The sequence below is a fragment of the Psychrobacillus sp. NPDC096389 genome (genome assembly GCF_044762855.1).
Taxonomy (GTDB): domain Bacteria; phylum Bacillota; class Bacilli; order Bacillales_A; family Planococcaceae; genus Psychrobacillus.
On sequence record NZ_JBIWFB010000004.1, the window covers coordinates 1 to 24,658 of the forward strand.

Below are 24,658 nucleotides of genomic sequence, written 5' to 3' on the forward strand. Positions count from 1 at the left end.
CACACCCGTTCCCATACCGAACACGGAAGTTAAGCTCTTTTGCGCCGATGGTAGTTGGGGGTTTCCCCCTGTGAGAGTAGGACGTCGCTGGGCACCAATAAAAAAGTCGTTACCGAGTAATCGGTAGCGACTTTTTTATATTAAGAAACTATAAAAATTTAGTCATGTGGATAACTTTTTCACGTAATATAAGGCATCGCATTTTTTATATTGGTCATAATAAGGACGTAGAGGGTTCTATTAAGTGACACCTGTTATTTTTGTGGTGAAGATTCAATATTAACAAAAAAGTGGTTGAACATGACAAACCAGTAGAATCATAATAAGATGCTAGACTGGTTCCACTGGCTTTAAAACAATATTATTCTTATAATATGTTGAAATCATCGTTATTTCACTTCAAGTAAAATTTCTATTTTAAGAATTAGTTTATTTTACCATTATTTTAGTTGCTCTCGTGCTGATTTGATTGCTTTTCAAGTAGAACGGGTTGTTTTCAATGATCAATTGGTTGCCCTAAGCTATTTACCGAATTCATTCAATGGAAAAACTGGATAAAATCATCTTTTTAGCTAGTTGATATTGATAATTGGACAGTTTCAGTTGAATTTCGCGCGCAGGCTTCTCTAGCGCTTTTTATTACGTTAAGGAACTATGAAATCTAAGAAACATGGATAACTTTCTACACGTGACCAATTCCGCCTCTATAAGCCAACATTTTGCTCCTACACTGCTCGTTTCACAAACAAAATCACTTGTATTAGGTGAGAGCAGTCTTCATGCGTTTTTGCTCCATCTTCCTGCGGGGGAAGAGATAGATACTTGTGTTTTTGTTCTTTGATAAAATCAGCTTCTTACTTATAACTAAAAGTGATAAAGTGCAAGTAAATCGATTAGAAGAACACTCTATATACAAGTAAACAGTAAGGAGTGCAAATAACCTCTCTTTTTATATAAATATTCTATTTTACGAAGTAGTAGCTTAGTAGTAATCTACTTCAGGTATATAATTAGTTTTCTAATAGTAATATTGGCAACCTTTCTAGTAATGTTCTAGTTAGAAAATCGTTCTAATGATAGTCTAAAAAATTTACATAACTCAATCCAAAACATTAAAAATAACTAAAGAATGATCTGGATTAGAATCTTTTAAAAATGTGAAGAAAAAGACTTGAAATATAAAATATAATTGTTATAATTATATTTGTACTTTAATTAGATGCATTGTTCCGAAGTAGCTCAGTGGTAGAGCAATCGGCTGTTAACCGATCGGTCGTAGGTTCGAGTCCTACCTTCGGAGCCATTTTTTTGTCTGTGCTTCCATAGCTCAGCAGGTAGAGTGCTTCCATGGTAAGGAAGAGGTCAGCGGTTCGAACCCGCTTGGAAGCTTACATTTTGAAAAATGAATGTAAAAAAACCTAGACAACTACTTGCCCAACAGCAACAAATATGTTATTATAGTTCTTGTCCGATTCTTGCAGAACTGCATTGGTAATCGTGATTTATAACCCAGGAGGATTAGCTCAGCTGGGAGAGCATCTGCCTTACAAGCAGAGGGTCGGCGGTTCGAGCCCGTCATCCTCCACCATTCATTTATATCCATAGCCTGGAGGGGTAGCGAAGTGGCTAAACGCGGCGGACTGTAAATCCGCTCCTTAGGGTTCGGCGGTTCGAATCCGTCCCCCTCCACCAGTTTATTGGGGTATAGCCAAGCGGTAAGGCAACGGATTTTGATTCCGTCATGCCCTGGTTCGAATCCAGGTACCCCAGCCACAAACTACTTTTTAATTTCAATTTTCACGGGGCCTTAGCTCAGCTGGGAGAGCGCCTGCCTTGCACGCAGGAGGTCAGCGGTTCGATCCCGCTAGGCTCCATAACTTATATATTATAAAAAATCTTTCCGTATTTACTGGAAAGATTTTTTTGTTTTGGCAAATAATAAAGTTATAAGGAAAATGGGGGTTACTAACAAAATAGAATTAGGAAATAAAAATAAATGGTGGAACAAGAAAAACCTATCTAGCAGATGCTAGCTGGCGAGTTAGGCGGGCTTTAAGACATATTATTCTTATAATATGTCGAAATCATAGTCGTCACACTTCAAGTAAACTTACTGTTTTAAGAATTAGTTGCTTTCGTTGGCAATTTAGTGGCTCTCATGCTCATTTTAGTTGCTTTCAGTATGAAGTTCGTTGCTTTCACTAGCTGTTTGATTGTCCTTAGCCATTCTTTGGAATTTACTAATTGATAACTACATAATTTTGGGGTTTTTCACGATGGTGTGAGACCCTGTAGGAGCGATAGCGACGTAGCGACTCGTCGCTCGCCTAATAGAACTCTCTAAGACATATTATCTCTATAGCACCCTATAAATCTTAATAACATCCACTTGCAGTTTCTAGGTAAAAATAGGCGCCTTTGTTCCTTCTTAAATTAAAATTTTGGCTCTTTGAACAAGTCAGTTTTTCTATTAATTAATTTCAAAGTTTCTGAGATAAAAAACTTTTCAATGCACCCTCCTATCAATTATGATGAAATAAAAAGTGAGGTGTTGAGTTTGGCTGAAACAATCGTATATGGAGATGTGACATTACGACCGTTAAAAGAGAGTGACATTCCGTTTTTATGGGAGCTCTATAATCCCAAAATATTTGAATTTATGTTGAATAAAATTGAAAACAAAGAACAGCTTAATAATTGGCTACAAGTTGGTATTTATCAAATGGATATAGAAAAAACGGCACTATCATTTGTAGTGGAAAATGCTGATACACAGGAAATAATGGGCACGACGCGTATTTATGGGATGGATCACACCAATCATGCCTGTGAAATCGGTTCTACTTTTTATGGTAAAAAGTTTCAGCGGACACATGTGAATACCACATGTAAATACTTGCTCTTAAAACACTGCTTTGAACATTTAGGAATGATACGTGTCCAGTTTAAGACGGATGAGTTGAATGTTACCTCGCAGCGGGCGATTGAACGCATAGGAGGAATAAAAGAGGGAGTTCTTCGTAATGAAAGAATTCGCTCGAATGGAACGGTGAGAAATGCGGTAGTTTACTCGATCATTGAGAGTGAGTGGTCGGAAGTAAAAAGCCACCTTGTTCAGTTAATGAATAAATATTCATAAAAATGCCGAGTTGAGCCATTTCCCCTTTAGGATTTACAATAGACGTATGAAGGGGGTATAAAATCATGAATAAGTTAAATATCTCAATAATTGGAGTACCTATGGATCTTGGGCAAAATAGACGTGGGGTTGATATGGGACCTAGTGCTATTCGATATGCTGGCGTCGAGGAACGCCTGAAGGCTCTTGGTCACACCGTTAAAGATGAGGGAGATATTGCGATTAGTCATACTCGTAAAGAACAATCGCCAAATACTCATTTACGCAATTTGGAAGCTGTAATAGAAGGAAATACAAAACTAGCAAACAAAGTCCATGAAGTACTTTCTGAAGGAAGGTATCCTCTAGTACTGGGTGGAGATCATAGTATTGCAATCGGAACACTTGCGGGTCTTGCGGATCGTTATGAAAACTTAGGGGTTATCTGGTACGATGCACATGCCGATTTGAATACAGCTGAAACTTCGCCTTCTGGGAATATTCATGGAATGCCCCTAGCTGCGAGTCTTGGCTTAGGTCATGAAGACTTAGTGAATATACGCGCTTACGCTCCAAAGATTAAACCAGAAAACGTAGTCATTATTGGTGCTCGCTCTGTAGATCCAGGCGAACGTGAATTAATAAAAGAAAAGGGCATTAAAGTATTTTCCATGCATGAAATTGATAAGCATGGAATGACAGAAGTAATGAATCAAACAATTGCCTATTTTCAGGAACGTAATGTAGATGGTGTCCATTTATCACTCGATTTAGATGGTTTAGACCCACTTTATACACCTGGGGTTGGTACACCTGTACCTGGTGGTATTAGTTATCGTGAAAGCCATTTAGCGATGGAAATGCTCTATTCGTCCAATTTAATCACTTCAGCTGAATTCGTAGAAGTAAATCCAATTCTGGATGAAAAGAATAAAACAGCAGATGTTGCGGTTGGATTAATGGGTTCACTGTTTGGTGAAAGTCTAATATAATACAAATTGATTAAGAAGCAGGCAAATAGTCTGCTTTTCTTTTTTTATTATCAACATAAAGCATGGAATATTTGGTAAAATAAATATATAGATAAAAAAATGAAACCTGTTGCTACCTTCATACGTATAGGTAAGACAGCCGCACGAGGCGGAGGGGAAAATCACGATGGATGCGTTAGTGAATAAACGAATAAAACAAGTGTTAAAAGGCGATAAAGACGCATTCGCGGAGATTGTCGACCTGTATCAGCATAGGCTATTTCAAGTATGTTTTCGAATGCTGGGAAATCGCCATGAAGCGGAAGATATTGCACAAGAAGCATTTGTGCGAGCCTTTATCAACATTCACACATTTGATCAAAAGAGAAAATTTTCAACTTGGCTTTACCGTATTGCAACCAATCTGTGTATTGATCGTATAAGGAAAAAAAAGCCGGATTATTATTTAGATGCAGAAGTAAAAGGCACAGAAGGACTCGATATGTATTCTCAAATTGCAGCAGCAGATGAACTGCCGGAAGAGGAACTCATGAAGCTTGAGCTGCAAGATCGAATACAATATGAGATAAGCCGTCTACCGGATAAATACCGATCGGCTATTGTCTTGAAGTATATGGAAGAATTATCTTTACAAGAGATCAGTGAGATATTAGAATTACCACTTGGAACAGTAAAAACAAGAATTCATAGAGGCCGAGAGCTACTTAGAAAACAGTTAAGCAGGCAGCCCAATTTTTTATAGGAGGGAATCACGATGAATGCGTGTCCAGAGCGAATTGTTCACTATATGCATGAATATCTAGATGGTGAAATTAGCCGTGAACATGAGCTTGAGTTAAAATCTCATTTGCAGTCATGCGTGGATTGTCAGGCTCATATGCATGAGTTAAGTGATGTGGTTGCTTTTGTAAAAGGAGCAGCTCATGTGGAGGCACCGTCTAATTTTAGTCAAGCGGTTATGGCGAGACTGCCAAAAGAAAAATCACATGCTGGTGTAAGTAGATGGTTGCGGCGTCATCCAATTCTGACTGCAGCAGCTTTATTCTTTTTATTTATGAGTAGTGCGATATTCAGTAATTTCAATGAAGAGAAGCAATTCTCTTTTACTAAGCAAGAAAATGTTGTAGTGGAAGGTGAAACGGTTATTATCCCCGAAGGACAAGTCGTAAAAGGCGATTTAGTTGTCCGAAATGGTGATGTTCGAATTGATGGGGAGCTGGACGGTAATTTAACCGTCATTAATGGTACGAAATATATGGCTTCAACAGCCGTTATTACTGGTAAAACGGAAGAGATTAACGAAGTATTTGATTGGCTTTGGTTTAATATAAAAGACGGTGCAAAAGAAGTCGTGTCTTTCTTTGAAAAAGAAGAGACAAAATAGTAGAAAGTCTATCCAGTAAGTCGGATAGACTTTTTTCGCCCCAAAATGTAGAGAATTGGGCAACTATGTTATACTTACCTTAAATGGATTTGTGATGAAAAGTGGGGGATGCCACATGTCGTTTATGGAGCAGTTTACGAGTTTAATGCCAGTAAACGTTATTGTAAATATTTTAGATGTTTTAGTTGTATGGTTTGTAATATATAAATTAATAACTTTAATAAAAGGTACGAAAGCAGTTCAACTATTAAAAGGAATATTCGTTATTATAATTGCTCGAGTAGTGACTGACTTTATAGGAATGGATACGCTTGGCTGGTTGCTTGAAAATGTAATTAGTATTGGTTTTTTTGCCATTATCGTTATATTCCAACCTGAAATAAGAAGAGCGCTCGAACAAATAGGTAGAGGTAAGCTCTTCGCAAGAAGTTCATCGATGCAAGAAGAGGAAGAGAAACATCGTTTAATAGAGGCTATGAAAAAGTCCGTAAGCTATATGGCGAAACGTCGGATTGGGGCATTGATTTCCATTGAAAGAGAGACGGGTTTAACAGAATACATTGAAACCGGAATCCAGTTAAATGCGCATCTTACTTCTGAGTTAATGATTAATATCTTTATACCAAATACACCTTTACATGATGGAGCAGTAATTGTACAAAAAAATAAAATTGTTTCGGCGGCTTGTTATTTGCCGTTATCTGAAAGTCCTTTCATTTCCAAAGAGCTTGGAACGCGGCACCGTGCAGCAATTGGTTTGAGTGAAGTAACGGATGCAATTACGATTGTTGTATCAGAAGAAACCGGTGCGGTCAGTTTAACATCTAATGGAGATCTCCATCGAAATTTATCCATGGAAGAATTTGAAAATCACTTGAAGCGCCTTTGGTTTGGACCAACAGAGGAACAAGTAACTTCTTCTAAATGGTTGTGGAGGGGGAAACAGAATGGATAAAATGATGGGCAATCCATGGTTTTTACGAATAATTGCATTGGTACTCGCCATTTTGTTATTCGTTTCTGTGAAATCGGATATGGATAAAAATAATATGAACACAACGACTACGTCCGTAGAAGTTCTTCGGGATGTACCAGTAGAGGTATATTATGACGATGAGAATTCTGTTGTAACAGGGGTTCCAGAAACTGTTACGGTGAATATAGAAGGGCCATCACAACAAGTATTTTCTACGAAAGTGATGAAGGATTACAAAGTATTTATTGATCTTCGAGAGGTAACGTTTGGCAAACATACAGTACCATTTTCAACTGAAAACTTTTCAGATAAATTAAAAGTGAGGATTGACCCTGTTAATGTAGATGTTGTCATTGAAGAACGGGTTTCCCAAGAATTTAATGTGGAGTTAGATATGAATGAAAGCTTGTTAGCAGAAAATTATATCGTCAAGTCCTATGATATGGAACCCAAAAAAGTTATCGTTACAGGAGCAAAAAGTATAATAGATAGCATAGGCTATGTAAAAGCCACTATTGTTAGAGACCAAGGAATAAATAAATCCTTTGAACAAGAGGCAAGCATACGAGTACTCGACTCGGATCTAAATAAATTAGATGTAACTGTCGAACCAAAAACGACACAAGTAAAAGTAAAAGTAGAAGAATATAGCAAGGAAGTCCCGATAGTTTTAGTTCCAAAAGGTGTACCTAAAGAAGGGGTAACAGTGAATGGACTTACAACTGATGACAAAAATATTAGACTATATGGCCCACGAACAGTATTAGATAAAATAGGGCAGTTACAAGTTGATGTAGACGTGAGTAAACTAGAAGATACGAGTAGCTTTGACTTGAAGTTAGCAATACCAGATGGTGTGACCAGACTATCGCTCGATAAGATTAAAATAACAGCAGATGTCACACCAGCTCCACCACCTGATACAGAAGAAGATCAAGCAGAAACTGTTTCAACAGTGGAAGAGAAATCATTTGAAAAAGTTACAGTTGCAGTGAAGGGATTACCAGAGATGCTCGTTAGTAATTTTGAAACACCCGCAGATGGAATCGTTTCTGTCGTAGCAAAAGGAACACCCGAGGCTTTGGAAAATGTTCAACTAAACAATGTTTCCGTATACGTAGATGCCGAGAGTGTAGAGATTGGGGAAGTAACCCTTCCTATTCAAGTTGATGGTCCAGCTAATATAGAGTGGGCAACGTCAGCATCTGAGGCAAAACTAACGATAAAAGAAGCTTAATACGTAGGACAACAGGTTTTTTAAGGAGAGAAGAAGAAATGGGAAAATATTTTGGTACAGATGGTGTTCGAGGAGTAGCGAATTCAGAATTAACACCAGAACTTGCTTTTAAATTAGGACGCGTTGGAGGATATATTCTAACGAAAGAAGCAAAGGAAAGAGCGAAAGTGTTAATCGGTCGCGATACTCGTATATCTGGTCATATGTTAGAGGGAGCACTCGTTGCTGGACTTCTTTCTGTTGGAGTGGAAGTAATGCGTTTAGGAGTCATTAGTACACCAGGTGTTGCTTATTTAACGAGAGTAATGAGTGCGAATGCAGGAGTGATGATTTCTGCTTCTCATAATCCTGTCGCGGATAACGGCATTAAGTTTTTTGGACCAGATGGATTCAAGCTTTCAGATGAACAGGAAGAGGAAATCGAACAATTACTCGATGCAGAATTGGATGAAATTCCACGTCCTACTGGAGCGGGAGTTGGATCCGTATCTGATTATTTCGAAGGCGGACAAAAATATATTCAATACTTGAAACAAACAATAGATGAAGAATTTGTAGGTATTCACGTCGCGTTAGATTGTGCCAATGGTGCAACTTCATCCCTTGGTACACATGTATTTGCGGATTTAGATGCAGATTTGTCTACAATGGGAGCGTCCCCGAATGGGTTGAATATCAATGAAGGTGTAGGTTCTACCCATCCGGAGGAGTTAGCGAAATTTGTTCTAGATAAAGGAGCAGATGTTGGGCTCGCTTTTGATGGTGATGGGGACCGCCTAATCGCTGTGGATGAAAAAGGACAAATTGTAGATGGCGATCAAATCATGTATATATGTGCCAAATATTTAAACGCACATGGTCGACTAAACAAAAGCACAGTCGTTTCCACTGTGATGAGTAATATGGGCTTTTATAAAGCATTAGAAACACATGGTATGACAAGTGTGAAAACAGCAGTTGGAGACCGCTACGTCGTAGAAGAAATGAAAAAGAATGGCTATAACCTTGGTGGAGAGCAATCGGGACATATTGTTTTCTTAGATTATAATACGACAGGTGATGGACTATTAACGGGTCTACAACTAGTCAATATTATGAAAGTAACAGGGAAAAAACTTTCAGAACTTGCATCCGAAATGACAATTTTTCCTCAAAAACTGGTCAATGTACGCGTCACAGACAAGCATGCAGTGACAGAAAATGCGAAAGTAGCAGCAATTATTGAAACAGTAGAAACAGAGATGGCCGGCAATGGTCGCGTTCTAGTCCGACCTTCAGGCACAGAACCACTTGTGCGTGTTATGGTAGAAGCAGCTACAGAAGCAGATTGCGAAAACTATGTAAATCGAATCGTGGAAGTAGTAAAAGCAGAAATGGGCTTAGCTGAATAATAAAGTGAAACTTCGATCAGTGGATTTCCCACTTATCTTTTCGATTTTCTTAAATCTTGAAGTGGGAGTCTTACAGCCCGTTAATGCGGGATAAATATAAAAATCCAGCCATGCGCTGGATTTTTTTAAATACAGAAAACCTACATGATATTAGTTGCGCTTAGCTATTTTCACCACATCTCAAATATGGAATAAAAAAATTCAATCTACCTTATAAATGTTTACTACTTTAATTTAGTGGAATAGTAAGAGAGAACAAGCAAATAAGGAGTGAGGAAATGGCTAAAGTAGCAACAGTAATCACGAATATGTTTGAGGATGTAGAATACACAAGTCCAGCGCAAGCGTTAAATGATGCAGGACATGAGGTATTTACGATTGAAAAAAAAGCAGGAAATGAAGTAACCGGTAAACAAGGTGAAACGAAAATTACAGTAGATTATGGTATTGATGATGTCAAACCGGAAGACTTTGACGCATTATTCATTCCTGGAGGATTTTCACCAGATATTTTACGAGCGGATGATCGATTTGTCGCTTTTGCAAAAGCGTTTATGGATGCAAAGAAACCAGTATTTGCAATATGTCACGGTCCCCAACTTCTAATTACTGCTAAAACATTAGAAGGAAGAGATGCCACTGGCTATAAATCGATTAAAGTCGATTTAGAAAATGCCGGGGCAACATACCATGACGAAGAAGTATTCGTTTGTGCCAATCAACTCGTCACTAGTAGAACACCAGATGATTTGCCAGCCTTTAATAGAGAAATCGTCAAGTTATTAGAAAAATAACAGAAAATGAGTGGAGCACCTTCAATCGAAGGTGTTCTTTTTGTATTTATAAAGTTGTCAGTTAATTATTACAATTTTCTGTTATTCTATAAAGAGAATGAAATAATTACGTAGAGGGGAAATCGTCATGGATTACTTATACCACCCGTTTTCTGCTAAAAGACATACCGTGTTTGCAAAGAAGGGGATGGTTGCAACATCTCAGCCACTAGCAGCACAAGCTGGATTAGACATCTTAAAACAAGGGGGAAACGCAATTGATGCTGCCATTGCAACAGCCGCAGCTCTTACAGTAGTAGAACCCACTTCAAATGGTATAGGCGGAGATGCATTTGCTTTAGTCTGGACGAAGGATAAGTTGCACGGGTTGAATGCTTCAGGTCCTGCACCACAATCCATTTCTGCACAAAAACTAAAAGAACAGGGATATGAAAAAATACCTGTATATGGGGTCATACCCGTCACAGTTCCTGGGGTTCCCGCAGCATGGGCAGCCCTATCAGAACGGTTTGGTAAACTCTCACTTAAAGAGGTGCTGCTACCTGCCATTCGCTATGCGGAAGAAGGCTACCCATTAACACCAATCCTCGGGAAGTATTGGAAGCTAGCCTATGCAAAATTTAAAGAGTCTTGTACAACGGAAGAATTTACTACGTGGTTTGAAACCTTTGCACCAAATGGAAAAGTACCTGAAATAGGGGAGATGTGGTCTTCCCCGGCTCATGCCAAAACGCTTTTGGCAATTGGGGAAACGAACGCTCGCGATTTTTATGATGGAAAAATAGCAGATCAAATCGATGCTTTTATGAAAAAACACGGAGGTTATTTATCCAAAAGTGATTTATCTACATACAAGGCAGAATGGGTAGAGCCAATCTCTGTTAATTATCGAGGCTATGACGTCTGGGAAATACCACCGAATGGTCAAGGAATGATAGCTTTAATGGCACTAAATATATACAAAAATCTTCAAGTCCCGATATGGCAAAATGCAAATACATTCCATCAACAAATCGAATCGATGAAATTAGCATTTACAGATGGTAAAGCGTTCATTACAGAACAAGATGTCATGCCTATTAGCGTAGAACACTTATTATCAGAGGAATATGCTAAATCTAGAGCTACGGCTATTGATGAAGAAGCAAGCAATCCTGAGCCATATGATTTGCCAAGAGGAGGAACTGTATATTTAGCAACAGCGGATGAAGAAGGAAATATGGTTTCTTACATTCAAAGTAACTATATGGGGTTTGGCTCTGGAATTGTCATACCTAATACAGGAATTGCTTTACAAAATAGAGGGCATGATTTTTCATTAGATGAAGCTCATCCAAATGTTTTGCAACCTGGTAAAAGAACATTTCATACGATTATTCCAGGCTTTTTAACGAAAGACGGCAAAGCCGTTGGACCATTTGGAGTAATGGGTGGGTATATGCAGCCGCAAGGACACTTCCAAGTTGTGACGAACACAGTAGATTACTTATTAAGCCCTCAGGCGACACTGGACATTCCACGTTGGCAATGGATAAATGGGAAAACTGTTCACGTTGAACATGAATTCCCGAATTATTTAGTACAAAGTTTAGAAAGGAAGGGACATAAAATTCAAGTAACAGACGCAGGGCATTTTGGACGCGGGCAAATTATTTGGAGAAATCTAGAGACAGGAGTTCTCCAAGGGGGTACGGAGTCACGTACAGATGGTGCAATAGCAGTTTGGTAGTAGAGCCTCTATTAGGGGCTCTTTTGTTATGAGTCTATTAACCTCTAACCTACTGAATTGACGTGCATATAATGAACGTATATAATGAAAAAGTTACTTTTAATGTCAATTGAAAAGTAGCCGCGTAAAAAAGGAGGAAAGGTAAACGCGTAAAAATGAGGAAAACAATTATAGCGCCAGAGCTGAAGAAATCGGACGAAATGTATCTTCAGCAGACGAGGTGGAGGTTATCGAAAATTCGGCGGATGCCTCCCGACCGTATTTGCCCGGTTGTTATTCTTTTTCAGAAACCATACGAGTGATTGTATGACAGAGGGGAAAAGAAGGCATTCTTAGTTTAATGAGCGACTGTGAAAAAACAGGACGTTTATTTTGACATGAATGTAAACGGAGGAATATGAATATGTGTGGAATTGTAGGATATATTGGAGAAGCAGATGTAAAGGAAATTTTGTTAAAAGGATTAGAAAAATTGGAGTACCGTGGATACGATTCAGCAGGAATAGCTGTACTCAATGACGAAGGCGTAGTCGTTTTCAAAGAAAAAGGTCGAATTGCGGATTTACGTGACGTAGTCGATGAAGACGTAGATGCAAGACTTGGCATTGGGCATACTCGCTGGGCAACGCATGGTGTACCAAACCAATTAAATGCGCACCCGCATCAAAGTACAACGAAACGTTTTACGCTTGTGCACAATGGTGTTATTGAAAACTATCACCTAATGGAAAAGGCGTATTTATCTAATGTAGAAATGGCTTCCGACACAGACACAGAAGTCATTGTACAGCTAATCGAAAAATTTTCACAAGACGGATTATCTACAATAGATGCACTTAGAAAAACATTGCATCTAATCCACGGATCATATGCACTTGCACTTCTGGATAGAGAAGATGCAGAAACAATTTATGTAGCAAAAAACAAATCACCACTTCTTGTAGGGCTTGGAGAAGGATTTAATGTAGTTGCATCTGACGCGATGGCGATGCTACAAGTGACGGAGCAGTATGTAGAGCTTCATGACCAAGAAATTGTTATTGTGCATAAGGATTCAGTTGAAATTCAAAAACTAGATGGTTCGATTGTGGAGCGTCCTGCATATAAAGCGGAACTAGATATGAGCGATATCGAAAAAGGAACATATCCTCACTACATGCTGAAAGAAATGGATGAACAGCCAACTGTTATCCGTAAAATTATTCAAGCGTATCAGAATGAACAAGACGAGCTAACGATTGATCCAGCTATTTTAGAAGCACTTCATGATGCAGATCGTCTGTACATTATTGCTGCAGGAACAAGCTATCATGCTGGTCTTATCGGAAAACAATACTTTGAGAAAATCGCAGGAATTCCAGTAGAAGTGCATATTTCTAGCGAGTTTGGCTACAATATGCCACTTCTTTCAGCGAAGCCATTGTTTTTATTCATCACACAATCAGGTGAAACAGCAGACAGCAGACAAGTGCTAGTGAAAATTAAAGAACAAGGATACCCAACCATTACAATGACAAATGTTCCTGGTTCGACTCTGTCTCGTGAAGCAGACCATACACTTTTACTGCATGCAGGTCCAGAAATCGCCGTTGCATCTACAAAAGCATATGTTGCACAAGTAGCAGTGCTAATGGTGACAGCTGCTGTATATGCACAATCTCAAGAAAAGATATTAGATTTTGATGTTGTAAAAGAGTTAGGTATTACTGCAAATGCCGTGCAAGCAATCGTCGATTCAAAAGAAGAGATGGAAATAATCGCTAAAGAGTATTTAGAATCAACAAGAAATGCATTCTTCATTGGACGAAACATAGACTTCTATGTAAGTTTGGAAGGTGCTTTAAAACTTAAAGAAATTTCCTATATTCAAGCAGAAGGATTTGCAGGAGGGGAATTAAAACACGGCACAATTGCTCTAATCGAAGACGGAACACCAATTTTCGCTCTAGCAACCCAACAAGTAGTGAGCCTAAACATTCGTGGTAACGTAAAAGAAGTTGTAGCACGCGGTGCAAACCCATGCATTATTGCAATGGAAGGCTTGGAAGAAGACGGAGACCGCTATGTACTTCCAAAAGTACATGAGCTATTCTCACCTTTAGTATCGGTAGTGCCTTTACAGTTGATTAGTTATTATGCTGCGTTGCATAGAGATTGTGATGTGGATAAACCGAGAAATTTAGCTAAGTCGGTTACGGTGGAGTAGGATAGGTTTCAACTTCAACTGTATATGTCCAGTTATATTATAGTTGGTAACTTTACATTAAAGTGGGTAACTGATGTTGTGAAGTTACAATAATGTACTTTACAAAAAAAGAACATACTAACTAAGAGTAATGTATAAAATTATTGTCCAGTTATAATAGTTGGTGTTGTTGTATAGAAAAAAGATTGTTCCTGATAAAAATAGACAAGAAAAAACTATAAAGGTTATTGGGATACGGGTTACGTTTTTACATCATAAGCTGATGTTAAATATAAGAGTTGTTGTTCTGACACAACTTTATCGTGATGTTAAGCTGGTTAGGTATTATCCTAACCAGCTTTTTTATTTGCTATGAAAATGATTATTTTCATATCCAGCAATGTTTCTTTTTCCCCAATGTCACTAAATTGACTTTTAAATTTTCCATTGATTTCATATTTGAATTGTAAGGGAACTTCTTTAAAGATGATGGTATATTTACCTTCTATAAAATAACTGAAAGGAAATGATACATACATGGAATACGAGGACTTATTATCGATACTTAATAAGTCAGCAGAAAAATACAAAGATAAAGTACAGAAAGAATTAAAAAATTGTATTATCTGTCAGCCTTATGACGGCGGTGATTACATTTGGATAATGGGAAACGAAACTACTATTGAAGAAATTCTCGAAAATCTTAACTGTCTTGAAAAGTACCGTGAAGATATAGCTGCACACTTATATTGTCCTAACTGTGGTAAATCTGGATTTAAACAATATGAGGTTGGGTACTGAGGATCTAACAATTTTGCAAGAAGAAAAAAATATAAAACGATTATTATTCGTTATGCAAGTATTGTTCTTCTTTCCAACTGCGCTTCGCTTGCTCGACAGGACAATTAGCAGCTATGATGTATACATAGGTATTTGACGTGACTTATTTGATCGTCATTTCTTTTAACTCTGCCGAATTTAAAATACGTGCAGTAAAAGGGAATCTTATTGTTGAAGGTCCTTCTCAAATCTTTACCGAGAATGATTTTTCATTTATAGTATTTTCTATTTGGTTTTACGGTGGGATTTAAATCGCTTTTTTATTCTCTAATAAGCAATCAGTAGTTTTTTTAAAAGACTTTACCATTCAAGTGAGTGCGTTTTTTTCTTTTATTATAATTAACTTTTTGCGTTTGAATTCGTCAAAGGCTCAAGATTAAGCTGATAATCAATCTTAATGTCCATCTTCTTGAATAGTTCAATCCATATTTTTTCATCCATTGGTTTTGAAAATGGTTTTAATGTATGAATGCCTAGCTGTAATGGATCCACATTCAATTCTTGCATCTTTTTTACTAGTTCTTGTGTTTGTTTTTCAAGATTGGATTGGATTTCTTTTTTTAAATCTTCTAAATTCTTTGGGTCAAATATTTGCTTTTCTCCCCGGTATTCTTCAATTCTTGAGTCTATATTCACTGTATAGGTCATTGTAGACAAGCTTTTATTGATATCCACTTTCGTTTTAGACCTAACATGACCTAGAACAACTTCTAATTCTGGGATCGGTAAAACTGATAAGTAGTGACCGTTGTTTAACAGCTGGAAGATGCGATCATCAAAAGTTGTTATTATTTCAACTAGTTTATCATTTTGAAACAGGGCTGTACCTTCATAGCTTATAGCGTCATTTTCTATTTTGATTACAGGTAAGAAAGGATCTGAATAAGGAGTATATAACAAATTTTTAAATTCATGTAGATTAACAACACTAATTTCGCCCTGATTTTTTTCCTCATAATGCTTCAGCATTCGGTAAAAAGAGTAATCAAGATTTTCTTGTTTGTCCAATTGATTTTCCAAGTATTTTTCAAAATTTCCTTTTACGATAACTAAATAGATTCTCAAAGAAATATCCGGATCATTCAATAACACATTAATAACGGACATAATCCCCTCTTTTCCGAGGTCTTCATTAATTATCAGCATTCGCATTTGCCCAGATTTCATTTCCTGGTAGAAGTTTAAATTAAAATCCATTAATCCCTCCTTTAAAAAGCTTACTTCTTGCGTCATTACACTCTTTTTTTCTTTGCTTAGAGGTGGCAATATCGTACTGATTTTTATTTTACCTTCATCCCCTTTACTAAGTGATAAAAATGTGACTGGAGCAAGCTCTTCAATAATGTTATTTTCAGTAAAAGGGGCACATCCAGTTAACCATAATGCAATAAATATAATTGAAAATTTTTTAGCCATTTTCTTTCGTAATCTCATGTTTATTAACCCCCTTTATCTTCATCGCTACGATCATAATAATTGGAACCACTAAATAACTTAAGCTTCCTGCTAAAATTTGAAGATTAAGTAAAATAACCTGCTTTTCATCTGACTTCCAAATCCATTCATTCACAAGAATCATTCCAATTAAAATAATGAATACACTGAATAAAAAGCCTACTCGACTGGGTGGTTTATCCACTTTCCCATTAGCTATTTTAGATGCTCCATAAAACAACAGAAGAAAAATTGAACCCGCAAAGACGATGTTAAATAACTCCAAAGAAAGCATGACCATATCAATACGCTCAATTACTGGATTTTGAAAATAACGGCCCATAGTGACAATTGGAAATGGACTTTTGCTTAAATAATTGGAACCGAAATAGAATAAGGACGCCATATAAATGAATACATATTCTATAACGGTTAGAGCATTCCCATAAGACAAATAACGAAATGTCTTTTTATTTGTTTTAAACCACGGTCCCAAAAATACCAGAAATTCAGGCCCTGAAAATGAAGATAAAATTAATAATATTCCTTTCCAGGAATCCCTACTTAATTCCATTGGAATAATCGGATACAAATCACTGAGTTGAGCTATTGGAGGAAAGAAGAAAAAAGCAAAGAATAAGAACATCCAAAATGTACACAAAAATGAAATTACGACAAAACGAATAGTTTTTTCGACACCCTTCCATGCTACATACAAACAAGACAACAGTATAAAAAAGATAAGCCAATTTGAATCTGTAGCTGGAAACATAAATATTTGTACCATTTCCGAGAATCCTAACATAATCACGAAAAGTTTAAGCATGATAAAGAACAACCCGATGAATGAGAGGAGGCGCACAAGTTTTTTTCCGAATAATTGGACAAATCCGTTGTAACCGTCGCTAGAAAACCGGGTTAAAAACCATTTAGATAAAAGAAGAATGTTTAGTTGAGACAATATGCCGACCGCTATAATCACCCAAATCATATATGAATGGATTAAAGACCTTGGCATAATCAAATAGAAGTAAAGCATTTGGAGGCGATTTACCATCAACATGACATACAACCCGTTATAAGTTTCATTCTTATTAAATAATTGAAGGGCTTTCATCAGTTCATCTCCTAGTTTGATATCTCTTCTTCTTCAGTGGTTTAAGATGTTCTGGACGCTCCTTCATTTTGACTAAAGGACCTCGAACGAATAGGTCAAGCCAATCTTTTCCGTAGAAAGGGGCAACAGGGGATAAATATGGCTGCTTGAGTGAAGACAAGCCATTAAGGTGGGCTAAAATGATAATCATTGCCAGAACAATCCCTACTATCCCAAGAAACGAAGAAAATACAAGAAGAATGAATTGAATCAATGAATTCGCCTTTGTCACAAGGTAATTAGGAACAAGAAAGGATCCGATAGTTGAAATCCCTACCATGACAATTAACACTTTACTTGCCAAACCAGCCTCAACTGCTGCTTGACCAATTACAATGCCCCCAATAACCCCAAGCGTTTGACCAGTCTTTGTTGGCATCCTTAAACTTGCTTCTTTTATAATTTCAATAAAAATCAACATGATAAACGCTTCCCAAAAAGGAGTGAACGGAAGCTTGCTTCTTGACTCCACCAAGACGAAAAGTGTTTGTAAAGGAATCATTTGATAGTGATGAGTTGTTAATGCCACGTAGAATGGGATCAATGTGATAGATAGAATAAAACTTACATATCGGATGATGCGCAAAAAACTGGCAACTACCCATCGATTAATATAATCCTCTGGTGATTGGAACAAATGAAAAATAGTAATTGGGGCAACGAGAGCAAAAGGTGTATTGTCTACCAGAATCGTAATTTTTCCTAATCCCAGAGAATAAGCAACAACATCAGGTCGGTCAGTTTGCTGAAACTGAGGAAAAATACTGGCATGATTTTCCTCTATGAATGCAGCTACTTGAGAAGATTCAAAGAAGAGATCATAATTAATTTCTGAAATTTTCTTTTTGGCGGTTGAAACAAATTCTGGATTGGTCAGCCCTTCTATGTACAATAAGACCACATTTGTCTCACTTAAAGAACCAACGGTGAACTTCTCTGTTTTCAGATCATGTGTTGGAAGACGTCTACGAATGAGCGTAATATTTTGTTCTAGCTGTTCACTGAAGCTGTCTTTTGCTCCTAAAAGGATGGTTTCAGTATCGGATGGTTCAATTGCACGTCCAAGTGGATTGTTTAAAGGGATAGCGAACCAAAGGTTTGACGAAGAGTCAAATAACAAGACTGATCCTTTAAACAGCTGCTTTTTTGCCTCATTAATAGTGGAAATGGAGTTTATTGTTGACTGAACATTACATTCCTGAATGGATTGTTTGGAACAGTTAGATAAAGGTTTTACAATGCTTTCATTTAATCTTTCTTGGTCAATCAGGGTTCTTATGTAGATAAGATCAACATTTTGATTTTCAGAAATATTGATCTCCACAAATTCCGCATCATCCATTTGAACGAGGGCTTTTTTTAGAGTCTCTATTGATAATTCTGATTCTGCGTTTGATTGAGAAACAGGCCTATTTTCATTTGATTGTATTTTCCAAAACATGTACATCCCTCACCTCTATATAAAAAAAGCATTTTTGGAAGAACGGTAAAATTACGTACTAATTCCATTGTTAGCTTTTTAAGTTTAAAATATACGAAACTAAACTAATAAGATGCAGGGGCACACCCTTAACAACCCAAGAAATCAAAGGCGATCCATAAAACAAATGGAAGGACAAAATGGGAATGTCTATTAGCCACAACAGAAGTATCTTCCTATTTTGCTGTGCTTCCAATAATAGGTTTTATTGATGATTATAAAAAGTTGGTTCCTAAGTTGCAGGGGTGTTTATATTAAGCTAACAGGTGCTTGTGCGTCCGAGCCTAGGTCGTATCATATAGCGGGTGGGATTCCCGTCGAGAAAGAACTAGCCATTCACTCGTAGCGAGTCTGGGAGGGCTAATGGTAACATTAGCCTTTAAGCGTAGACAGTTAGGTGGCGGGCCGAGAGCCAAATGGTTGAAGGGATTGAGCTCCATTATGTTAGTAAATGGAGAGGGCTGATGCCTTAAGCACAGTAGAAAGCTACATATATGAAGTTAAAAGCTTCTTTCACCTCTCTAGTTTTTTGAAAGATGATTTTTTATTGAATGCTTATGTTAAAGTAACTATATATTGCGAAGGATTTCACTAAACTAATAAACTAATTAATTGAGAATAGTTATCATTTATTGTATACTAGATATTAACAATACATATAACTGAGTAGGGAGAATATATAATGCAAATATATTGGACTAAAATAAATAAGATTATTGAAGAAACACCTGAGGTTAAAACGTACTTGCTCGACCGTCCGGAAGGCTTTACATGGGAAGAAGGATCCCACACCCACTTCGCACTGAAAGGTTTTAATGCTGGAGAAAAACCAAACCGCAGCCTGATTCGCCATATGTCTATTTCCACTTTACCGCATGAAAATTCAATCGGTATCACAACGCGCATCAGGGAGCAGTGTTCTGAGTTCAAAACGATTTTAAAAGGTCTTAGCGTCGGCGATGAAGTTGCGATATTTAAAACACATTCGAATGTACCGCTGAAAAGAGAAGACAAAAATGTTTACCTTTTGTCATCAGGTGTTGGCCTGGCGACTTTCAGACCGCTTGTACTAGATTATTTGGAACGTGCTGACAACGTCAATCAAATTCATTCCTTGAACATCGATTCATCAAAAGATTTCTTATTCACTAATATTTTTGAATCCGCATCTGATAAAAAGTTCACATCACAGTTCGTCGATAACCGCAAAGACTATTATGAAGAAGTGAAAAAACTTGCTGCAGACAAGGAGGGACTTTTCTATGTTGTCGGTAGCGATGAATTCCTCGTGCAGAACATTGAAGTACTGCGTGAGCAGGGCATCAAGCCAGAGCAGATTATGCTCGATAAACATGAACACAAACTATCTGAGTTTTTATCATTTGAATTGTCCATTTAAATGAAACAAAATAGAATGACCCCGTTTTGATCAATCGTATTTCAAAACAGGGTCTTTTTGTTTAACGTAAAATATAGTTTCTCGAGGTATTTTTAATCGAGGATGTAGTATTCTTCAAATACAATAATTTATGAAGTATAATAGGTGTGTATTAATTAAAATAATTTCAAGGGGTTTAGACATGGTTTCAAACAAAATGAATGCCCAACAATTGGCTTATGAATACATTCAAGAACGTATGTTGGATGGAACTTATCAAGGTGGCATGAAGCTCGTAGAAGAACGTCTTGCAGATGAGGTCGGTGTTAGTCGTACGCCCATTCGAGAAGCGATTAAAAGACTAGAGCAAGAAGGTTTAATTAAAAATAAGCTTATCTATAGTCCCACAGCACAAGATTTGATATACATATATGAGATGCGCATAGTTCTAGAAAGTTTTGCGGCAAAAAGAGCTGCAAAAAATATGACATCTGAAAAGATAGTAGAACTTGAAAATACCATAAAAGAATCTCGTAATTTGCTTAAGGAAGGACAGTCCAAAAAAATATACAATGCAAACCAGCACTTTCATGAATTAATTATAGATGAATGCCAAAATCCAATAATGATTGAAAGATTAGAAAAAGCTCAGACAATTTTCTATTTGTTTAGCCTGAGGCTGGATATATATAATCGTCCAAATTTAATAGATGAGCATGAGGAAATTTACAAAGCTATTAAGAATAGGGACGAAGAACTTGCTGGCGAACTCATGACCAAACACTTATATAAAGACATGAATTTTACTTTAGAGGTTATTGGAAGGAATGGACAGTATTAGAGTTTTAAGTGGTTTAAACTTAAATAACTATCACCATAATAATGCCAGATCTCATCTGGAATTGCTGTTCACCTTCCAAATAACCTTTAAAAAATTTATCATTAGGTGCACCTAATGTATGCCCGTTACATTACTTTCTCCATAATTCCCATAACTCACCGCGAACAGCAAAAGACATTGCAGCACCTCCATCGCATATGCTTTTACGATGTATTTTCCATCAGGCGATGTCTCTTCTGTGAAATATTCTTCTTTCGGTAACCTCTTCATAACTAAGAATGTCCAATATACTCCATTTCCGACTAAAGCAATAACTAAATTGCTTTAACAGTTTTCTGTTCACTTCTTTATATTCTAAAGCAATAATCCCCTTTTATTAACCTGAACAATCTCTTCCAATTTCTTTAAATGCTTTGTTCAAGAAAGTAGTTTTCATACAAAAACCTCAAATCCATACTATGGAATGCGGCATTTAATGGCATATCTATTTCTTTTTTCACAAGTTTAAAAGACAAATCTTATTACAACTAAGTTGATAGTAATGAAATAGTGAATGATTATATATCCTCATTTACTTAATCTTTAATGTGTACAAATAACAAAAGAATGTAGTAAAATGAAGGATGTTGTTTTGCATACAGAAATTATGATTTTGTATGCAGAAATATTCTTTTAAAATAGTTCTAATCATTGAATAGGAAAGGAGAATAAGGATGACGCAGTATAACTTAGAAGAATTGAGGATGCTCAATCAGGTGCTACTTGCCCTTTTTATCGTAGCTGATTTTGCACTTTTACTCTTTTTTTATAATAGTCCATTCCCTTGGTTTGCCCTTTTAGGTTCTGGTATTGGTTTAGCCATCATTGTTCTTTGTTGGTCAGGAAGAAAATACACCATTTTTATAGCTTCATTACTTGTTTTTTCAGCTCTTCATACGATTGTTTATAATTGGAGCTCTATTGTGCATTAAAGGAAGAGTAATTTTTTCCCGTTTTTTATTTAATTAGCTAAATAGTAAATTATTAATTTTATAGGAGGTTTTATTATGTCAGAACAAGAAAAGAAAAATTCCGTATTAGACAACCGCTCGTCTAGACGTACCTTTATCAAAAATTCTGGTTTGACAGTAGGTGGAGTTGTTTTAGGTGGAGCTTTAGGAAGTCTTTTCATAAAAGATGATAAATCAACAACAACTACTGAAACTCACAATCACGCAGCAACACCTACCGCTAATCCAAATGTAGCTCTCATGTTCTTTACACCAAACCAATATCAAGTTACTCAAGCAGCAGTGGAACGTATTTTCCCAGCAGATTCAAATGGTCCTGGAGCTAAAGAATTGAACGCTGCTATTTATATTGACCACCAATTGGCTGGCCCATGGGGTTCTAACGTAAAAGATTACCGTTTAGGCGCTTTTTATAAAGCAGAAGAAAACCAGGGTCCACAAACGAAAATTCTTCGTAAAGATCTATTCCTAGCTGGTTTAGATAGTTTAAACAAGTATAGTAACGAACAATTTGAAGCTGACTTTAAAGAGTTAGAGGCTACTCAACAAGATGAAGTTCTACATGCTTTTAGTGAAGGGAAAGTTGAATTATACGGAAAAGTTTCTTCTTCGCAATTTTTCAGTTTGCTACGTACATTAACTTTAGAGGGTGTGTATGCAGACCCAATGTATGGAGGTAATGATAAAATGCTTGGCTGGAGTATGCGTAAATATCCAGGTTCTCGTATGCAATATGTGGCTGAAATACAAGATGAGAAATTTATCGAACTTGAACCACAAAGTTTAAATTCTCATATGGGACATTAATAATAGAAGGGACTGACATATAAATGGTTACAAAATTACCTAAAGTACCTGTCGTAGTAGTAGGAATGGGATGGGCTGGTGGAATTGTCTCAGCTGAACTAACGAAAGCAGGAATAAACGTCGTTGGATTAGAACGAGGTAAAGACCGGACAACAGCTGATTATACGATGGGACATGATGAACTTCGTTACCAACACCGAACAGAGCTAATGCAAGATCTTTCGAAAGAAACAATTACTTACCGCAATACAGTATCAGGTAAAGCTTTGCCGATGCGCCAATACGGTACATTCATAGTAGGGGATGGAGTTGGCGGTGCGGGTAGTCACTGGAATGGACAAACTTATCGTTTCTTGCCTTATGATTTCGAAATTCGTACGAAAACAATTGAACGATACGGAATCGACAAAATTCCTGCGTGGATGGAAGGTCTTAACGACTGGGGTCTAACTTATGATGAAATGGAACCATATTACGATACATTCGAAAAAATGGCTGGTATTTCAGGAGAAACAGTAGAACTATGGGGGAAACGTACGAATCCATATCCAACGCCTCCATTAGTGAAAACGCCATTAATGAAAGAGTTTGAAAAAGCAACAGCAAGCTTAGGCTACAAACCTTTCGTTATGCCTGCAGCCAACCTTTCTGAAGCGTATACAAATCCAGATGGCATCTCTCGTGCTGCATGTCAATACTGTGCATATTGTGAAAACTTTGGATGTGAATATGGAGCGAAAGGTGATCCTGCTGTAACAGTAATTCCGGTTGCGAAACAAACAGGTAAGCTAGAGCTTCGCACACATTCTAACGTTTTAGAACTAACTAAAAATGGTGGCAAAGCAACCGGAGTTATTTATGTTGATATGTTGACGGGAGAGAAATTTGAGCAGCCTGCAGATGTAGTTGTAGTTGCAAGTTATGTTTTCAACAATGCTCGTTTACTTCTAAACTCTGGTATTGGTACACCTTATGACCCGACAACAGGTAAAGGGACAGTCGGAAAAAACTATTGTTATCAAATAACTGCTGGAGGTTCTCAGCTATTCTTCGAGGACAGAGAGTTTAACTTATATGGTGGTGCTGGTGCATTAGGTATGGAGATTGCTGAATACATGGGGGATAACTTTGATCATTCTGAAGTAGACTTCATACACGGTGCGGGCATTCGTTCGACACAATATGGTGACCGTCCAATTGCAACAAATCGTGTGCCTGCTGGAACACCAAGCTGGGGTGCAGAGTTTAAAGAAAAATCTATTAAATATGCAAACTCAAATTTCCCAGTTAAAACACAAGGTGCTTCTTTACCGCATAAAGAAAATTACTTGGATCTTGACCCAGAATTTAAAGACGAATTTGGATATCCATTATTACGTATGACATATGAATATACAGATAATGACCGTGCGATGGGGAAATACATGTCAACTATTACGCGCAAAATTGCAGAAGAAATTGGCGCAGATATTATTGATACAAATGAAGAACAAGCGCCATTCAACGTAAACAAAGATTCCAACACACATAACACAGGCGGTGTTATTATGGGTGCTGACCCAGCAACATCTGCTGTAAACACATACCTACAAATGTGGGAAGCTGAAAACGTATTTGTAGTTGGTGCATCTGCATTCCCACATAATAGTTGTTTCAATCCAACTGGCACACTTGGTGCACTTTCGTACCGTGCATCTGAAGGAATTCAAAAATATTTAAATGAAGGTGGAATACTAGTTAAAGCATAATACAACTAGGTTTCTATAAAAGAAAACTAAATAGTTATATTTCTAACCCCGTCATTAGCACTGGGATGGCACTGTCCTACAGAAATAAGTCACTTAAAAGCACCTTCCGTTAAAAAACGGGTATACAGGAACTGCACTCTAATTATTAGACATAATCT

The 24,658-nt window shown here is 37.2% G+C and carries 20 protein-coding genes, 6 tRNA genes and 1 rRNA gene; 23 read left to right on the forward strand and 4 right to left on the reverse strand.

The window, feature by feature from the left end:
* The 18 genes from rrf to ACIQ38_RS11595 form a co-directional block, all read left to right on the forward strand.
* Positions 1 to 93: ribosomal RNA gene (rrf, locus tag ACIQ38_RS11510) — 5S ribosomal RNA — on the forward strand; the annotation flags it as partial.
* A 1,135-nt stretch (positions 94 to 1,228) separates the two neighbouring features.
* Positions 1,229 to 1,303: transfer RNA gene (locus tag ACIQ38_RS11515), tRNA-Asn, on the forward strand.
* Between the two features lie 13 nt (positions 1,304 to 1,316).
* Positions 1,317 to 1,389, forward strand: a tRNA-Thr gene (locus tag ACIQ38_RS11520).
* 123 nt (positions 1,390 to 1,512) lie between these two features.
* A tRNA-Val gene (locus ACIQ38_RS11525) sits at positions 1,513 to 1,588 on the forward strand.
* A gap of 20 nt (positions 1,589 to 1,608) precedes the next feature.
* Positions 1,609 to 1,692, forward strand: a tRNA-Tyr gene (locus ACIQ38_RS11530).
* A 6-nt stretch (positions 1,693 to 1,698) separates the two neighbouring features.
* Positions 1,699 to 1,773: transfer RNA gene (locus tag ACIQ38_RS11535), tRNA-Gln, on the forward strand.
* 28 nt (positions 1,774 to 1,801) lie between these two features.
* Positions 1,802 to 1,874 (forward strand) — tRNA-Ala (locus tag ACIQ38_RS11540).
* Between the two features lie 674 nt (positions 1,875 to 2,548).
* Entirely contained in the window at positions 2,549 to 3,139 is a 591-nt protein-coding gene (locus ACIQ38_RS11545) for a GNAT family N-acetyltransferase (protein WP_402822584.1), read from the forward strand.
* Positions 3,140 to 3,204: 65 nt separating this feature from the next.
* A complete protein-coding gene (gene rocF, locus ACIQ38_RS11550) occupies positions 3,205 to 4,110 on the forward strand; it encodes an arginase (protein WP_402822587.1) in 906 nt (301 codons plus the stop codon).
* 166 nt (positions 4,111 to 4,276) lie between these two features.
* Entirely contained in the window at positions 4,277 to 4,852 is a 576-nt protein-coding gene (gene sigW / locus ACIQ38_RS11555) for an RNA polymerase sigma factor SigW (RefSeq protein ID WP_402822590.1), read from the forward strand.
* A gap of 12 nt (positions 4,853 to 4,864) precedes the next feature.
* Positions 4,865 to 5,494, forward strand: a complete 630-nt coding sequence (locus ACIQ38_RS11560; protein ID WP_402822593.1) for a zf-HC2 domain-containing protein — start codon at positions 4,865 to 4,867, stop codon at positions 5,492 to 5,494.
* A gap of 115 nt (positions 5,495 to 5,609) precedes the next feature.
* Positions 5,610 to 6,449: a diadenylate cyclase CdaA gene (gene cdaA / locus ACIQ38_RS11565; protein ID WP_402822596.1), complete on the forward strand. Its 840-nt coding sequence runs from the start codon at positions 5,610 to 5,612 to the stop codon at positions 6,447 to 6,449.
* Positions 6,442 to 7,707, forward strand: a complete 1,266-nt coding sequence (locus ACIQ38_RS11570) for a CdaR family protein (protein ID WP_402822599.1) — start codon at positions 6,442 to 6,444, stop codon at positions 7,705 to 7,707. Before cdaA ends, ACIQ38_RS11570 begins: the two co-directional genes overlap by 8 nt.
* A 38-nt stretch (positions 7,708 to 7,745) precedes the next feature.
* Complete coding sequence (glmM, locus tag ACIQ38_RS11575) at positions 7,746 to 9,098, forward strand: phosphoglucosamine mutase (RefSeq protein ID WP_402822602.1); 1,353 nt, start codon at positions 7,746 to 7,748, stop codon at positions 9,096 to 9,098.
* A 278-nt stretch (positions 9,099 to 9,376) separates the two neighbouring features.
* Complete coding sequence (locus ACIQ38_RS11580; protein ID WP_402822605.1) at positions 9,377 to 9,892, forward strand: type 1 glutamine amidotransferase domain-containing protein; 516 nt, start codon at positions 9,377 to 9,379, stop codon at positions 9,890 to 9,892.
* Positions 9,893 to 10,019: 127 nt separating this feature from the next.
* Positions 10,020 to 11,621, forward strand: a complete 1,602-nt coding sequence (locus tag ACIQ38_RS11585) for a gamma-glutamyltransferase family protein (protein ID WP_402822608.1) — start codon at positions 10,020 to 10,022, stop codon at positions 11,619 to 11,621.
* A 403-nt stretch (positions 11,622 to 12,024) separates the two neighbouring features.
* Positions 12,025 to 13,827 carry a glutamine--fructose-6-phosphate transaminase (isomerizing) gene (glmS, locus tag ACIQ38_RS11590; protein WP_402822610.1) on the forward strand — a complete coding sequence of 601 codons (1,803 nt, stop codon included), beginning with the start codon at positions 12,025 to 12,027 and terminating at the stop codon, positions 13,825 to 13,827.
* Positions 13,828 to 14,343: 516 nt separating this feature from the next.
* Complete coding sequence (locus tag ACIQ38_RS11595; RefSeq protein WP_402822613.1) at positions 14,344 to 14,607, forward strand: hypothetical protein; 264 nt, start codon at positions 14,344 to 14,346, stop codon at positions 14,605 to 14,607.
* Between the two features lie 378 nt (positions 14,608 to 14,985).
* Here ACIQ38_RS11595 and ACIQ38_RS11600 read toward each other — a convergent pair whose 3' ends face one another.
* From ACIQ38_RS11600 to ACIQ38_RS11610, 3 genes are read right to left on the reverse strand one after another with little or no spacing between them, the layout of a single operon-like run.
* Positions 14,986 to 16,080: a Ger(x)C family spore germination protein gene (locus tag ACIQ38_RS11600; RefSeq protein ID WP_402822616.1), complete on the reverse strand. Its 1,095-nt coding sequence runs from the start codon at positions 16,078 to 16,080 to the stop codon at positions 14,986 to 14,988.
* On the reverse strand, positions 16,055 to 17,197 hold the full coding sequence (locus tag ACIQ38_RS11605; protein WP_402822619.1) for a GerAB/ArcD/ProY family transporter: 1,143 nt from the start codon (positions 17,195 to 17,197) through the stop codon (positions 16,055 to 16,057). The genes ACIQ38_RS11600 and ACIQ38_RS11605 overlap by 26 nt, the downstream gene beginning before the upstream one ends.
* Positions 17,198 to 17,201: 4 nt before the next feature.
* On the reverse strand, positions 17,202 to 18,677 hold the full coding sequence (locus ACIQ38_RS11610; RefSeq protein WP_402822622.1) for a spore germination protein: 1,476 nt from the start codon (positions 18,675 to 18,677) through the stop codon (positions 17,202 to 17,204).
* 721 nt (positions 18,678 to 19,398) lie between these two features.
* On the opposite strand from ACIQ38_RS11610, the gene ACIQ38_RS11615 reads away from it, so the two are divergent.
* Entirely contained in the window at positions 19,399 to 20,115 is a 717-nt protein-coding gene (locus tag ACIQ38_RS11615) for a dihydropteridine reductase (RefSeq protein ID WP_402822625.1), read from the forward strand.
* A gap of 181 nt (positions 20,116 to 20,296) precedes the next feature.
* The gene (locus ACIQ38_RS11620) at positions 20,297 to 20,935 is read left to right on the forward strand and encodes a GntR family transcriptional regulator (protein WP_402822628.1); all 639 of its coding nucleotides are present in this window, start codon (positions 20,297 to 20,299) and stop codon (positions 20,933 to 20,935) included.
* A gap of 111 nt (positions 20,936 to 21,046) precedes the next feature.
* Here ACIQ38_RS11620 and ACIQ38_RS11625 read toward each other — a convergent pair whose 3' ends face one another.
* Positions 21,047 to 21,205 (reverse strand): DUF5412 family protein, encoded by a 159-nt coding sequence (locus tag ACIQ38_RS11625; RefSeq protein ID WP_402822631.1) that lies wholly within the window; start codon positions 21,203 to 21,205, stop codon positions 21,047 to 21,049.
* Positions 21,206 to 21,648: 443 nt separating this feature from the next.
* On the opposite strand from ACIQ38_RS11625, the gene ACIQ38_RS11630 reads away from it, so the two are divergent.
* The 3 genes from ACIQ38_RS11630 (at position 21,649) to ACIQ38_RS11640 (ending at position 24,500) form a co-directional block, all read left to right on the forward strand.
* Positions 21,649 to 21,906, forward strand: coding sequence for a hypothetical protein (locus tag ACIQ38_RS11630; protein ID WP_402822634.1), 258 nt, complete (start codon positions 21,649 to 21,651; stop codon positions 21,904 to 21,906).
* Between the two features lie 75 nt (positions 21,907 to 21,981).
* Entirely contained in the window at positions 21,982 to 22,752 is a 771-nt protein-coding gene (locus tag ACIQ38_RS11635) for a gluconate 2-dehydrogenase subunit 3 family protein (protein WP_402822637.1), read from the forward strand.
* 23 nt (positions 22,753 to 22,775) lie between these two features.
* Positions 22,776 to 24,500: a GMC family oxidoreductase gene (locus tag ACIQ38_RS11640; protein WP_402822640.1), complete on the forward strand. Its 1,725-nt coding sequence runs from the start codon at positions 22,776 to 22,778 to the stop codon at positions 24,498 to 24,500.
* Positions 24,501 to 24,658 lie beyond the last annotated feature (158 nt).